This is a genomic window from Eudoraea sp. (genome assembly GCF_039969275.1).
In the GTDB taxonomy this organism is placed as follows: domain Bacteria; phylum Bacteroidota; class Bacteroidia; order Flavobacteriales; family Flavobacteriaceae; genus Eudoraea.
In genome coordinates this window covers 154,508-169,462 of sequence record NZ_JBDVOC010000007.1, presented here as the reverse complement: position 1 = coordinate 169,462, position 14,955 = coordinate 154,508, and the positions used below count along the sequence as shown (strand labels likewise).

The 14,955-nt window shown below is 37.6% G+C and carries 10 protein-coding genes and 2 tRNA genes; 6 read left to right on the top strand and 6 right to left on the bottom strand.

What is annotated here, in order from left to right:
- Positions 1 to 34: 34 nt before the first annotated feature.
- Entirely contained in the window at positions 35 to 1,504 is a 1,470-nt protein-coding gene (locus tag ABJH90_RS05370; protein WP_348137281.1) for a sugar porter family MFS transporter, read from the top strand.
- A 614-nt stretch (positions 1,505 to 2,118) separates the two neighbouring features.
- Here ABJH90_RS05370 and ABJH90_RS05365 read toward each other — a convergent pair.
- Positions 2,119 to 2,502: a hypothetical protein gene (locus ABJH90_RS05365; RefSeq protein ID WP_348137278.1), complete on the bottom strand. Its 384-nt coding sequence runs from the start codon at positions 2,500 to 2,502 to the stop codon at positions 2,119 to 2,121.
- A gap of 167 nt (positions 2,503 to 2,669) precedes the next feature.
- Between ABJH90_RS05365 and ABJH90_RS05360 the strand changes: the two genes are divergently transcribed.
- Positions 2,670 to 2,906 carry a hypothetical protein gene (locus tag ABJH90_RS05360; RefSeq protein ID WP_348137276.1) on the top strand — a complete coding sequence of 79 codons (237 nt, stop codon included), beginning with the start codon at positions 2,670 to 2,672 and terminating at the stop codon, positions 2,904 to 2,906.
- A 351-nt stretch (positions 2,907 to 3,257) separates the two neighbouring features.
- Here the strand turns inward: ABJH90_RS05360 and ABJH90_RS05355 are convergent.
- The 3 genes from ABJH90_RS05355 to mutS all read right to left on the bottom strand — a co-directional run bounded on the left by ABJH90_RS05355 (position 3,258) and on the right by mutS (position 6,488).
- Positions 3,258 to 3,345 (bottom strand) — tRNA-Leu (locus ABJH90_RS05355).
- Positions 3,346 to 3,568: 223 nt separating this feature from the next.
- A tRNA-Gly gene (locus ABJH90_RS05350) sits at positions 3,569 to 3,641 on the bottom strand.
- 264 nt (positions 3,642 to 3,905) lie between these two features.
- Positions 3,906 to 6,488 carry a DNA mismatch repair protein MutS gene (gene mutS / locus ABJH90_RS05345; protein ID WP_348137274.1) on the bottom strand — a complete coding sequence of 861 codons (2,583 nt, stop codon included), beginning with the start codon at positions 6,486 to 6,488 and terminating at the stop codon, positions 3,906 to 3,908.
- A 191-nt stretch (positions 6,489 to 6,679) separates the two neighbouring features.
- Between mutS and ABJH90_RS05340 the strand changes: the two genes are divergently transcribed.
- On the top strand, positions 6,680 to 7,222 hold the full coding sequence (locus ABJH90_RS05340; protein WP_348137272.1) for an RNA methyltransferase: 543 nt from the start codon (positions 6,680 to 6,682) through the stop codon (positions 7,220 to 7,222).
- Positions 7,223 to 7,428: 206 nt separating this feature from the next.
- Here the strand turns inward: ABJH90_RS05340 and folK are convergent, their stop codons facing one another.
- Entirely contained in the window at positions 7,429 to 8,568 is a 1,140-nt protein-coding gene (folK, locus tag ABJH90_RS05335; RefSeq protein WP_348137270.1) for a 2-amino-4-hydroxy-6-hydroxymethyldihydropteridine diphosphokinase, read from the bottom strand.
- Positions 8,569 to 8,738: 170 nt separating this feature from the next.
- Between folK and sppA the strand changes: the two genes are divergently transcribed.
- The 3 genes from sppA to ABJH90_RS05320 all read left to right on the top strand — a co-directional run bounded on the left by sppA (position 8,739) and on the right by ABJH90_RS05320 (position 14,081).
- The gene (sppA, locus tag ABJH90_RS05330; protein WP_348137268.1) at positions 8,739 to 10,496 is read left to right on the top strand and encodes a signal peptide peptidase SppA; all 1,758 of its coding nucleotides are present in this window, start codon (positions 8,739 to 8,741) and stop codon (positions 10,494 to 10,496) included.
- Positions 10,497 to 10,500: 4 nt separating this feature from the next.
- Complete coding sequence (locus ABJH90_RS05325) at positions 10,501 to 11,217, top strand: queuosine precursor transporter (RefSeq protein ID WP_348137266.1); 717 nt, start codon at positions 10,501 to 10,503, stop codon at positions 11,215 to 11,217.
- Between the two features lie 125 nt (positions 11,218 to 11,342).
- Positions 11,343 to 14,081 (top strand): AsmA-like C-terminal region-containing protein, encoded by a 2,739-nt coding sequence (locus tag ABJH90_RS05320; RefSeq protein ID WP_348137264.1) that lies wholly within the window; start codon positions 11,343 to 11,345, stop codon positions 14,079 to 14,081.
- 7 nt (positions 14,082 to 14,088) lie between these two features.
- Here the strand turns inward: ABJH90_RS05320 and ABJH90_RS05315 are convergent, their stop codons facing one another.
- Positions 14,089 to 14,883: a DUF2797 domain-containing protein gene (locus ABJH90_RS05315; protein ID WP_348137262.1), complete on the bottom strand. Its 795-nt coding sequence runs from the start codon at positions 14,881 to 14,883 to the stop codon at positions 14,089 to 14,091.
- Positions 14,884 to 14,955: the final 72 nt, after the last annotated feature.

The following is a 14,955-nucleotide window of genomic DNA, read 5'->3' as shown; positions in this document are numbered from 1 at the left end:
TGGGCACCAAAAGCCTTACTTAAAGCCTTACAAAATGAGTGATCAACACCAGGAATCCACACACATTGAAAGTTATAATTTACCTCGGGTCATCTTTTTGGCTTTCGTTGCCGCGATAGGCGGATTTTTGTTTGGGTTTGACAGCGGAGTGATAAATGGCACTGTCGATGCCTTACAGGTGGCTTTTAACTCCGATGCCGCGGGCACAGGATTTAATGTTGCCTCGGTACTCCTGGGTTGCGTTGCGGGTGCCTTTTTCGCCGGTACGTTGGCGGACAGGTTCGGAAGAAAACCAATGATGTTGACCGCAGCCATGGTTTTTATCATCAGTGCGTGGGGTTCCGGCATCTCAGAAGGTTCATTAGAGTTTGTTATTTATCGATTAATTGGTGGGCTGGCTGTAGGTGCAGCCAGTATATTGGCACCACTTTATATCAGTGAAATTGCCCCTTCGAGAATCAGAGGCCGCCTGGCAACATTACAACAACTCATGATTGTAATTGGCCTGTTTGTGGCATTTATGAGTAATTATTCACTTGTGGGACTTTCCGGTGGTGCTGAAGAGGTGCTTTGGTTGGGATATCAAACCTGGTCATGGATGTTCTGGGCGGAAATACTGCCGGCAGCTGTATTCGTAATTGTATTGGTTTTCATCCCTGAATCACCAAGGTATTTAGTGGCATCAAACCGATCCGAAAAAGCGATCAAAGTACTTTCTACAATTAGCAATGTCACAGAAGCCACTGCCAAGGTCGCAGATATAAAATCAACGGTAAGAGAGGATAGCCGTCCCAAACTCGGTGACATCATCAGTAAATATACCGGCAAAATTCATCCACTGGTCTGGGTTGGTATCGGAATTGCCGTGCTTCAACAGTTTACGGGTATTAATGTGATTTTCTATTATGGAGCTACACTCTGGCAAGCCGCAGGATTTGCAGAGGCCGACGCGTTACTTACCAATGTTATTAGCGGAAGTGTTAATATATTTTTCACTATTGTGGCTATTATTCTGATAGATAAAGTAGGCAGAAAACCTTTGTTGTTAGTGGGTTCGATCGGGCAGGCGGTAATGCTGGGAGTGCTTGCGTATCTTTTCGGAACGGCAACTATGGATAGTGCAAATAATCTTATTTTGGAAGGAAATAATGGCACCTATGCATTATTAGCGGCTAATGCTTACATTGCCTTTTTTGCAGCCTCATGGGGGCCGGTAATGTGGGTTATGCTAGGCGAAATGTTTCCAAATCAATATAGAGGAGCTGCGCTGGCAGTTTGCGGAATAGCCCAGTGGGGATCCAACTTTACTATAACCATGACTTTCCCCATCATGCTGAGATATTTAGGACTCGGTGTTTCCTATGGAGTTTATGCAATCTTTGGCGTAGTGGCATATTTCTTTGTCAAGTCGTATGTTAAAGAAACCAAAGGCCGAAGTTTGGAAGATATGTCTCGTGAGCAGGAAGAGGAAGAAAGAAAGCACGCTGAACTGGCTGATCAATGAAAGAACAATTCCTACTAAATACCCTTTTATTTACTGAAGGATGTCTGGAAAGATTTGATTGAGAAGATATCCAGGTGAGTCCCAACTCAAACGTGTTGAAGATAAAATCCAAAGCCGAGGTCTTTGATTAATATTTGCTCGTTTCTTTACTCCAAAAAGTTTTTCATATCGTTCGCATTGCGATGGCAATGCTATAAGATAAGAAGAGATAAGATAAAACAAGATAAGAGTAAATAAGAAAGATAAGAGTAGAATAGATAATAATAGATGATATGAGAAAAGATAGATTAAATAAGAGAATATAAGACTAAATAGATAAGAAGTTTAGTTGTTTAAGGTTTAAACTTATTTTATAAGTTATTGAACGTGATTTGAATGTTTATTGATTTAGGAAACCGTTCTTATAAATTCTAGGAATTTGACTTTTAGTCAAATCTTACACTCTTGATGCTTTGTATCTGCGCAAGTAATAATGTAATTATTACTAGGATGATTATTTAATCATAAGTTAGGAAAAGTTAGGGCTAATTTTTAAACAAAAATAACTGTGGAGTTTTCTGCACAGGTTAAACCTAATTCTAATTATTGCAGCCCTGTCTTGGGTCAATAATCAATTAATCAACTTGATTAATTTCACAAACCACTCCGTGAGCGATAATATAAATATGTCCTGATAAACTATCAACTGTATAACTGTCGGTCAAAACCTTATCCAGATTTCCATTTTGAAATGGATATTGTCCTGGTGCAACAGTTGGCACGGTATTCTGGCCTCTCTGTTGTAATGGGTACATGTCATTTCCTATATAGAGATGTGTCTCTGTTAGAGCATAATCCCCATTTGTGATTTGATAGGTAACAGTAGCCACACCTGCAGAGTAAAATAGGGTAACCCTACCTACTTCAACACCTTTAGTTATGTCACATTGTCCCGCTCCCGCCCATGTTTTCTTCGTCTGTAGTGGATTTAAGTTTATTTGTGCTATGTTTATCGACATCGTCAAGAGAATCTGTGTCACAAGCTACAAGGCAGATCGCCAATCCTGCCACAAGAATTCCAATATTTATCATAATATCGTTGTTTTTGAATAAATATAGCCTCAAAGTAGTTATTTTCATTAGCACCTCCGAAAATATTCGATAAGCAGACCTTTGCTCTCCTTACATGACACTCTACGAATACAAAATGCTTTCAGAAGATAAGCAGTACGATACCGTATTTGCCAAAGGAAAGTTCCTGGATATTGTTATAGAAGGTAGTTCTAAGTATGTTCTGTATGCAATAGACAAGTTCTTTGTTGAAGTGGAATGGAATAACAAAACGGATGAGATAGTAGGAAAAGGAGAGTTTAAATGTGGTGATAATTTAGATAGATATAGTAATGTTCCGAAGGAGATTTAGTTTGTCGTAAAATGAATCTAGGTTAGCTGAGGTGTTCGGTGTTATAAATTCAAAGAAATACAAGTAAAAAACATGCTATTTTCATGTTTGTGTGGAAAATATGTGGAAAATTTAAGCATATAAAACAAAAAACCCTTGAAAATCAAATGATTAACAAGGGTTTAAGTACTCGAGGCGGAGAATTACCTCTCCCGATAGCTATCGGGATCGGTTTGTCCCGGCCCGAACGTGTTGAAAATAAAAACCAAGCCTAAAGGCTTTGTTATTTAGTTGCTCACTTCTTTGTCAAAACAAGTTTTGCAAATCGTTCACAACCAAAAAACCAGTGCAATTGCACTGGTTTTTATCTATTGGTACTCGAGGCGGGACTTGAACCCGCACGGCCATAATGGCCATTGGATTTTAAGTCCAACGTGTCTACCAATTCCACCACTCGAGCAAACTATTAATCTCGATGATTAATAAACATTTTACAAAGTAACGTGTTTACCTCCCGATAGCTATCGGGACCACCACTCGAGCAAACTATTAATCTCGATGATTAATAAACATTTTACAAAGTAACGTGTTTACCTCCCGATAACTATCAGGAGAACCCGCCACCAAAATCGCGTCAGTTTATAGAATTAAGAATCAACTCTAATTTTTCGGTCAAATCATCGAGCGAAAAACGGGATTCGAACCCGCGACCTCCACCTTGGCAAGGTGGCGCTCTACCAACTGAGCTATTTTCGCGTTTACGGAAAATAGCCAATAACAGGTCGAGTGCTAATTACCAGGGCAATGTGGCGCTCAACTCCCGATAACTATCGGGAAGCTATTTTCGCATGTTTTAAAAGAACGTCGCATCCCAAAAATGGATGCGGACGCAAATTTAATACAATTCTATAAAAAGCAAAGAACTTTTATTCAAAAAGAATGTGTAGTTCATCAATAAGGATAAAATAATTTTAAACCGGAATTCCGTAAGGCAGATTATGGTCCAATAGCAGGAATGAATCAGGAAGTGGCTTTTTTATTTTTGCTGAGCATTCGTTTAATTTCATTTAGCTTCATCAAAGCTTCTACGGGGGTTAAGGTATTTATATCTAAATGCAATAATTCTTCCTTAATACGTTCCAGTAAAGGATCATCCAGGTTAAAAAAACTGAGTTGCATTTCATTCTGTACCGCCTGTAAATTATCCGTGAGCTCCTCGCTGGAATGTGATTTTTCCAATTTTTTTAAGATCTTCTCAGCCTTGTAGATCACCTGTTGAGGCATCCCCGCCATTTTGGCTACATAAATCCCAAAACTGTGTTCACTCCCCCCGGGAACTAGTTTTCTTAAAAACAATACTGTATCCTTTAGCTCTTTTACAGCTACATTGAAATTCTTAATCCGCTCAAAGGTTGCAGCCATTTCATTGAGTTCATGATAGTGGGTAGCAAATAGTGTTTTGGCTCTGGCCGGATGTTCATGCAGGTATTCAGAAATTGCCCAGGCAATGGAAATACCGTCATAGGTGCTGGTACCTCTTCCAATTTCATCGAGAAGTATCAAACTCCTTTCAGAAAGGTTGTTGAGGATGGAAGCCGTTTCATTCATTTCAACCATAAAGGTTGATTCACCCAATGAAATATTATCGCTGGCACCAACCCGTGTAAAAATCTTGTCTACATAGCCTATCTGGGCTGCTTCAGCAGGAACAAAACTTCCCATCTGTGCCAGCAAGACGATAAGTGCGGTTTGCCTTAATATAGCCGATTTACCACTCATATTTGGCCCGGTAATCATAATAATTTGCTGTGATTCCCTGTTTAAAACCAAATCGTTGGGAATATAGGATTCGCCTAAAGGGAGTTGCTTTTCTATTACAGGATGCCGGCCATTTTTAATAGCTATTTCAGTACTGTCGTTTAATGATGGGGCCACATAGTTATTTTCCATCGCTAATTGCGTAAAACCACAAAGGCAATCAAGTTTAGCAATCTGACGGGCATTGTTTTGAACAGGAGAAATATATTCCTGTAGCCATACAATCAATTGGGAGAACAATTGTTGTTCAAGACTTAAAATACGCTCCTCGGCTCCCAATATCTTAGCTTCATATTCCTTTAGTTCTTCTGTAATGTAGCGTTCAGCGCTCACAAGTGTTTGCTTGCGTATCCAATCTTCAGGCACCTTATCCTTATGGGTATTGCGCACTTCAATATAATATCCAAAAACATTATTGGAAGCAATTTTAAGAGATGTAATTCCCGTTCGTTCTGTTTCCCTTTTCAACATCTGGTCCAGATGATCCTTTCCGGTAAAAGCTAAAGCCTTTAGTTCATCCAGCTCCGTAGAATATCCTTTAGCAATAACATTGCCTTTGAGAACATTAACAGGGGCATCTTCCTGCAATAACTTTTTTATTTTTTCACGTACGGTACCGCAAGTATCTAAATGATCTCCTATTAACCTTAAGGATTCGTTTTCACTTTGAGAAATTAATTGTTTGATCGGTACAATGGCATCCAAAGAATTTTTTAATTGAACCGTTTCCCTCGGATTCACTTTGCCGGTAGCAACTTTGGAAATCAGACGTTCCAGATCTGCAATATGTTTAATTCCAGTTTGCAGTTTTTGAAGGGACCCTTCATTTTCCTTCAGATAGGAAATTACTTCATGCCTGCGCCTTATTCTTTCTATATTCTTTAGGGGAAGCGCCAACCAGCGTTTTAGCATTCTCCCGCCCATAGGAGAAATAGTCTTGTCGATAACGTCTATAAGAGTGACCGCATTTTCATTCTGTGAATTGTACAATTCCAGGTTTTTTATGGTAAACCTGTCCATCCAGATATATTCTTCTTCAGCTACTCTTTGTATCTTACTGATATGCTGCAATTGATTGTGCCGTGTATCAGATAGATAATGCATAACTACTCCTGAGGCAATTATCCCATACGTTAGCTGAGCCACACCAAAACCTTTTAAAGTAGTGGTTTTAAAATGGTTGGTAAGAGTTTCAAGAGCATAATCTTCCTGAAATATCCAGTCTTCCATAAAGAAGGTATGGAAACGGGTTCCAAAAGCTTCTGTAAAATCTGTCTTGTGCACTTTGGAAACCAATACCTCATTTGGGGCAAAATTCTGTAATAGTTTATCGATTTGTTCCAAGCTTCCTTCTGCAATAAGGAATTCACCCGTAGAGATGTCCAAAAAGGAAACACCATGTATATTTTTTCCAAAATGGACCGCACAGAGAAAATTATTGGATTTAGCACTTAGGATATCATCATTTAATGCCACTCCGGGGGTAACCAATTCAGTAACTCCACGTTTAACAATGGTCTTGGTTAATTTAGGATCTTCCAATTGATCACATATAGCAACGCGTTGGCCTGCCTTAACCAGTTTAGGGAGATAGGTGTTAAGGGAATGGTGCGGAAAACCAGCCAGTTCTGTCTTTTCACCCCCATTATTTCTATGTGTGAGCACAATCCCTAAAATTCCTGCTGCTTTTACTGCATCTTCCCCAAAAGTTTCATAAAAATCACCAACCCTGAACAGCAGAAGTGCATCAGGATATTTTGTCTTGATGGTGTTATACTGCCTCATCAGAGGCGTTTCTTTCTTTATTTTACCGGAATTGGCCAAAGTTGTTTATTCTCCTATTTTTGTCAACCAGAGAGTAAACGAAAATACTATTTTTACCAGGGATTGTCACCCCTTGTTGATATTTTCGGATAACTTAGTATAGCTTAGTTTAAATAAAGGCCTAATCATCATTAGCAAAACTTCATCGGTTTATGCGGAAACTTAAAAACAGTGAGTTAGATAGATTGGATATTGATCAGTTCAAGAGTGTTTCAAAAACACCTCTGGTTCTTGTTTTGGACAATATTAGGAGTTTAAACAATATTGGTTCAGTCTTTAGAACTGCAGATGCTTTCCTGATTGAAAAGATTTATTTATGTGGAATAACTGCTACTCCGCCCCACAAGGATATTCACAAAACGGCATTGGGAGCTACAGAGAGTGTGGCCTGGGAGTATAGAAAGAACACCGTAGCTTTAATTGCGGAACTTCAGAAGGACTATTTGTGCCTGGCGGTGGAACAAACAGAAAATGCTACTCCTCTTAATCACTTTATTCCTGAAACGTCAAATAAATACGCTCTGGTTTTTGGTAATGAAGTAAAAGGGGTTTCGCAGGAAGTAGTGGATAGCTGTCAGGGTGTTTTAGAAATACCTCAGTACGGAACTAAACATTCTTTAAATATATCTGTGAGTGCCGGAGTAGTTATTTGGGATCTTTGGTCCAAACTTCAACTTGCTTCGAAAAAGAATTAAATTTAATCAGGCATTCGGACTTGTAACCGTCTGAAAATAAAAACCCTGACAAAATAGTCAGGGTTTTGGATATATAGTTTGAGTTAGTTAGTTTCTCAAAAATGAAGGTGCAATAAAGTAATTCCTTTTTAACTATGCAAGAAAATAGCCAAATTTGTGTTAAAAAATTTGTGTCCTATACCGGAAAACCTTTGTAAACAAAGGCCTTAGTACGCAAGAGCCTGTTCCAGAATTTTATCTATTATTAATTCATAATCTGCCTTATTTTCAACAAAATCAAGATCACCGATATCTATTATTAGACTTTTACGATGAGGAAAACCCTTTAAAAAATCAAAATAGCCTCGATTAATTTTCTCCAGGTATTCCTTATTAATTCCTTGTTCATAGCCTCGTCCCCTTCGCTTAATATTCTCTAACAAACGTTCAGTTTTCTGATAAAGGAAGATATAGATATCCGGTTTTTTTACTTCGTTATACATAAAATTGAACATTTTACGATATAACTTAAATTCTTCTTTTTGAAGGGTGACCTGGGCAAAAATCAGCGATTTGTAGATATCATAATCACTTACCATAAAATTCTTAAAAAGATCAAATTGGGTGGTATCATCTGTAAACTGCTGGTATCTGTCTGCCAAAAAAGACATTTCCAATGGAAAGGCATATCTGCTTTGATCTTTGTAGAATTTGGGTAAGAACGGATTATCCGCAAAACGTTCTAATACCAGCTTTGCATTATGATCGCTGGCTATTTTCCTGGCAAGGGTGGTCTTACCTGCGCCTATATTACCTTCAATTGCCACCAGATGCAGTTGAGATAAGAGTAACTCCCTGCTGGCATATAATTTATGAGTGGTTTGATGTAAGCTACTCTTGTCTTTACATTCCTGCAACAAATTTCTGGTATCCTTACCTAGTATAGGGTGATAGAATTGGGGAGCAATATCTGCTAAGGGTTTGAGAACAAATCGTCTTAAGTGCAATTGGGGGTGCGGTACTGTTAGCTCATTTGTTTTAATTATTTCGGTACCATAATACAACAGATCTATATCAATATTTCTGGATTGATATCCCTCTACCGCAACGCGTTTTCTGCCCATTTTCCGTTCAACTTTTAGTATAATATGCAATACTTCTGCAGCTGTGTATTGAGTTTCTACAGACAAACATGCATTTATAAAGTCTTCTCCCTCAAATCCCCAGGATGGACTATTGTATACCCCGGATATTTTAAGAATAATTCCCAGCTCTTTTTGTAAAAGGAGAACGGCCCGCTGCAAATTGAAAAGTTTGTTTCCAAGGTTGCTTCCTAGCGCAAGATATATAGTTTTAGCTTCCTTCATATTGTGTAAACAAAGGTAAGCCAGATGGTAACTAAATTACAATAAAGACATTCTATTTATTAATTGCTTATTGCTTCTTCCACTTAGATTGAATTATGTTCTAGTAAAAAATAAGTAGATTGCATCATCCTAAGTTTGGTTATCTTTGGGTGTAATAATTAAAATATTGTATGAATTTTTTAAGAAACCTTCTGGCCGCAATCATCGGCACTTTGATAGCATTCGGTATCATGTTCTTCATGTTTGTCATTTTTGTGAGTCTTGTAAACACTGAAGAAAGCGTATCTGTTAAGAAAAACTCCGTTTTGGAATTACAAATGAAATATCCAATTAATGACTACACAGGGAATAATGAAGGGGAACCTTTCGACATTCTTTTTGACAAGGCGCAGGGTTTGGATCAAATACTCCATGCAATAAAGGTGGCAAAAGAGGATGATAATATTAAAGGTATCAGTATTAGTAACAATTATATTTCTGCTGGAATTTCAACAACTCAGGCAATAAGGAACGCCTTGTCGGATTTTAAGGAAAGCGGAAAATTCATATATGCATTCGGGGATTATTATCTTCAAAAGGATTACTATCTGGCCAGTGTTGCAGATAGTATATTTCTAAACCCTGTAGGCGCAGTGGATTTTAAAGGACTTTCTGCGGAAGTTCTTTATTTTAAGGATTTGCAGGATAAGACCGGGGTAAAAATGGAAGTAATAAGACATGGTAAATACAAGAGTGCGGTAGAGCCTTTTTTATCTAATGAAATGAGTGAGGACAACAGAACTCAAATCAAGGAACTTATGAGTTCAATTTGGAATTCAATTATTTCTGAAATTTCAGTAGATAGATCAATTAGCGAGCAGGACATAAATATAATAGCGGATACCCTTGGTGGCAGAAAACCTGAATATGCTAAAGCTTCAGGATTATTAGATGAGGTTGTTTATTACGATGAATATGAAAATCGTTTAAAACAAGCTATCGGTATTAGTAAGGAGGATAAACTCAATTCTATTTCACTGGAGGATTATATGAAGATGTCCCGCAAAAAGAAATTGTATAGCGGCAAAGATAAAATTGCAGTCATTTTTGCACAGGGGAATATACTCTATGGAGAAGGAGGCCCGGATATGATTGGGCAGGGTATTATGAATAAGGCTATTATAAAAGCCAGAGATGATAAGACTGTTAAAGCAATTGTATTGAGAGTCAATTCTCCGGGTGGAAGTGCTCTTACTTCCGACATTATTTGGCGTGAACTTGAAATTGCAAAAGGGAAAAAACCCCTTGTTGTCTCCATGGGTGATGTTGCAGCTTCCGGAGGCTATTATATTTCGGCTGGTGCAGATCAAATTTATGCTGAGCCTACAACCATTACCGGATCTATTGGAGTCTTTGGAACCATTCCGAATATTAACGAACTGGCAGCTAATATTGGAATCAATGCAGAACAGGTAGGGACCAATAAGAATTCTGTTGATTATTCTTTTTTTGAACCCATGAGTGATGAATTTAGAGCGTATGTAAAAGAAGGGATTGAATCTACTTACCAGACTTTCCTAACTAAAGTATCTGAGGGTCGGAATATTACGATTGCTGAGGCAGATAGCGTTGCCCAGGGAAGAGTTTGGAGTGGTGCCGAAGCTAAAAAATTAGGACTGGTAGATGAATTGGGAGGTCTAGATGACGCAATTGAAGCCGCCGCCTTATTGGCCGATGTGGATTCTTACTCTGTCAAAAAATATCCGAAATATAAATCGAGTTTTGAACGATTGATGGAAGATTTTGGTGGCGCAAGTATTTTTAATAAAGAAGAACTGATCCGGGAAGAGATTGGTGCTGAAGTTTACGGTATTTATAAGGAAGTCAGGTCTGCAATGGAACAAAAAGGAATTCAGGCACGTTTGCCGTTTACCTTAACCATTAAATAGCTTAATGACTCCCAAAAATAGAAAACAGGCATATCGCATTTATATATACCTGGGGGCACTTTTTATTACCTCCCTTGTTGTTTCCAATTTAATTTTCCAAAAATTCTTTTTTTGGTATCCTTTTGGAGATGTAACTGTTTTTGGAGCACCTTTATTTGAAATTTCCGTTGGGGTATTGCCATATCCTATTACTTTTTTAATAACTGACCTTATATCAGAAATATTTGGAAGGAAAAAAGCGAATCAGGTTGTTACGACCGGAATTTTTGCTTCCTTTTTTTCCATGGGAATCATCTTGATTTCCAATTTGGTACCGGCAATTCCTTCCTCACCTGTGGATAATGAAGTTTTTAGTAGTGTTTTCGCCTTGTCCCCCTTAGCTGTGTTGGCTTCAATGCTGGCCTACCTCTGCGCGCAATATGTAGACATTGCTATCTATCATTTTTGGAAACGTCTAACAAAAGGTAAATATTTATGGCTTCGTAACAATTTCTCAACTTTCTTATCGCAAATAATTGATACCACAACAGTGGTGGGACTTCTTTGCATTTTTGGGGTAATTCCATGGAAGATGTTCCAGGGCCTGGTTATTAGTGGCGTTATATTTAAGATTTTTATCGCCTTTCTCGACACCCCTTTTCTTTATTTGTTTGTATATATCTTCAGAAGGCGATTCAACCTGGCCGTGGGTGAAGAAATAGACCTGGATACCCGGGAATGATTTGACTTACGAAGTAAATGGGTTATCCAATTAATTGATCTTCTTTTTTATTTTTCAAATTTTCGATGAAAGGTATACTAAATACCCATTTTTTTAAGTTCTTATCGGACTGAACTCCAAATATCATGAAAAAGAAAATTTTAAAAATTACCGGCCTGCTTCTGTTACTCGTTTTGGGTGTGCTGATTGCTGTACCTTTTTTCCTGGAGGCCAAGATTGGCGACCTGATTAAGAACAATGTTAATAAGAACATTAATGCCACCTTGGATTTCTCTGAAGTTAATCTAAGTCTGTTACGGAGTTTTCCAAAGGCCGAACTTCGAATTAAAGATTTGTATTTGTTGACTAAAGGTCCGTTTGAAGGTGACACGCTCTTTAAGTCCAAATCTATTTCTTTAGAAATGGGGATTAAAGAACTATTAAAGGATGCCGAAAAACCAATAACCATAAATAGCCTGATCTTTGACAAAGCAGTTTTGAAGCTCAGAACAGATAAGCAGCAAAATGCGAATTACTCCATAGGCAAAGAGGAGGGAGCAAATTCCATAAATGAAACTGTATCCAGTGGTTTTACCTTTGGTCTGGAATCTTTTGAGTTAGTGAATTCTGAAATAATCTACGAAGACTTAAATTCCGGAGTACTCCTTGAAGTAAAAGATATTGAGCACAAAGGCAAAGGGGACCTTTCTTTAGAAATAAGTGAATTAGATACGCAAACCAGCGCAATGGTGTCATTTGAATTAGATAGCACCCGCTATCTGGATAATACTATGGTTATGCTGGAAGCGTTAATTGGGGTTGATCTTAAATCTAATACATATTCCTTTTTGAAGAACGAGGGCTTTATAAATAGGCTTCCTCTGGTGTTTGAGGGATTTGTCAGGAATTTTGAAGATAAGCAGGAAGTAGCCATTAAGTTTAAAACTCCTTCATCCGAATTTGATAATTTTTTAGCAGTTATTCCCCAAGTCTATACCCAAAATATAAAGGATGTCAAAACCACAGGAATTTTCAATATAGAAGGCGAGATAGCCGGTGTTAAAGATGATGAATATATCCCGGAATTTGATATTCAGATAGATGCCAGGGATGCCTCCGTTAAGTATCCCGATTTGCCAAAGGCCATAAAGAACATCAATATGGACCTTATTATTAAAAATACCTCAGGTCTGGTGGAAGATACTTATGTTGATATAAATAAGGCATCCTTCGCGATAGAAAATGACAGCTTTGAATTAAGCTCAAAGATTACCGAATTATTGGGCAATACCAAAGTGAGTTCGCATATAGTATGCAACATGGATCTAGGTAATATTTCCGAGGCTTACCCTATGCCCGAGGCGATAGATTTGAAAGGTCTGCTCGATGCCGATATAAATACCTCTTTTGATATGGAATCCATTGAAAAAAAGCGGTATGAAAATACAGCGTTAAATGGTCATTTAAAAGTAAATGAATTAAGATACAATTCTGATAATTTATCCGCACCTCTTAAAATTCATGATGCAGGGATAGCATTTTCTCCAGAAGAAGTACTACTGAAGAATATGAATGGACAGCTTGGGAAAACTGACTTCAAAATTGACGGAACCATTAAAAACTTGCTTGGATTTTTGTTTAATGATGAGAAAGTGGCAGGTAGTTTTAAAATGAATTCTAACACTTTTGATCTTGGCGATTTTATGTCTAAGGAAGATATTGCGGAACAGGGAAAAGATAAAACTGAATTAAACCAGAAAAGTAAGGAACTTAAATCAGAAAAAATACAAATCCCTGCCTTCCTTGATTGCACCATAGACGCCCAGGCAAATTCCGTTGTTTATGACAACCTGATTTTAAGAAATGTAAAAGGGCAATTAAAAATTGTAGACCAACAGGCAATCCTTTCCAATTTCCAGTCGTCATTTTATAATGGATCGCTTAATTTAAATGGGTATACAAGTACAAAAGGAGAAAGACCTGGTTTCTCAATGCAACTGGATATGAGTAGTTTAGATTTAGAAGATACTTTTAAAAACGTAGAGCTTTTTAGGATATTGGCACCAATGGCAGCAGCTCTTAAAGGAAATCTGAATTCGATAATAAAAATTTCGGGTAACCTTAATGATGATTTTACCCCAGATCTGAAAAGTATCTCGGGGAATGTACTTGCAGAAGCATCAGCGATGGAATTAAATCCTGAAAATGCTAAAATTTTAAACACCCTGAATTCTCGTTTAAATTTTATTGAAGTGGACAAATTTAATTTAAAGACCTTAAAAACAATTCTTTCATTCAAAGATGGAACCGTAAATGTTAAACCATTTACAGTAAGTTATGAAGATATCGATATAACCGTGGATGGTGGTCATTCATTTGATAAAAAGTTGAACTATAATTTAAATATTGAGGTCCCCCGAAAGTATTTGGGCAAGCAGCTTAATTCGCTTATTGCACAGATTGACGAAAAAGAACTGGATAATTTAACGCTCCCGGTAAAGGCAACGGTTGAGGGCTTTTATGATGCACCGCAAATAAATACTGACCTTACTACAGGCATGAAGGAACTAACTTCAAGATTACTTGCTGTACAAAAACAAAAAATGATTAATAAAGGTTCTGAGAAGGCTGGAGAATTGCTTGGAGACCTTTTATCGGTTAAGGACAATGAAAAGGACTCTTTGAGTGAGGAGCGTGCAGAAAATGTAAAATTGAATGATGTTCTGGATGATGTGCTGGCAAATGAGACAGCAAACAAGGATACAACAACCTTAATTAAGGACTCCCTGGTAAAAGAAGATCCCCTTGCGAAAACGGCAAAAGGAATCCTCGGTGGAATTTTAAGTGGAAAGAAAAAAAGCTCAAGTAACTCAAAGAAAGAGTAAGATTCAATTAACTAACTCCAAGGGAGACATATAGACCTTCATTCCCGCGAATATTAAACACAGTATTATCCTGGAAGATCAGATATTGCCCTTTTATACCTTTTAAAATGCCTTTGAATTCTCTTGTTTTTCCTAGATTAAGACTTTTGACTTTATCAGGGTATTGCAGTACGGGAAACTCCATATGAGTTTCCTGGTTACTTTCAATATAATAGGCGAAAGCTTCTTCAGGGATGTATTTACTTAACTTGTTCCGCCATTCTACCAAATCTACATCTTCAATGGTATTTGTAAGCATTTTGCGCCAATTGGTTTTATCGCTGACATGTTCTTTTAAGGCCACTTCTGTTATGCCAGCCAGAAAGCGGTTGGGAACCTCAACAATTTCGATGGCCTCATGTGCACCCTGATCGATCCATCTTGTCGGGATCTGAGATTTTCGCGTAACACCTACCTTAACATTACTTGAATTAGCCAGGTATACAATATGAGGTTGTAATTGTACCTTTTTTTCATATTCCAAATCCCGGTCTTCCTTATTTAAATGTGCCACACTAAGTTCTGGTCTCATTATCCAGTCACCGGCGGCAGGAGTTTCAAAAAAACAATTTTGACAATAACCTTGCCTGAATATAGGCTTGTCTTCATTACAATTCAGGCACTGGTATTTTATAAAATTAAACTGTAATTCTTTGTCCAACACTTGATTGACATTTAAAAAGTCATTATTAAATATCAAATAATACTGAATAGGTTGGCCTATTTCAGATTGCATCTTGCGCAATACGCCTTCGTAACGCATGAATGGTGATTTTTGTTAAAAATTCAATTGAAAATACTAACTTTAGCTGTTAGATTTAGATCGCTAAAGATA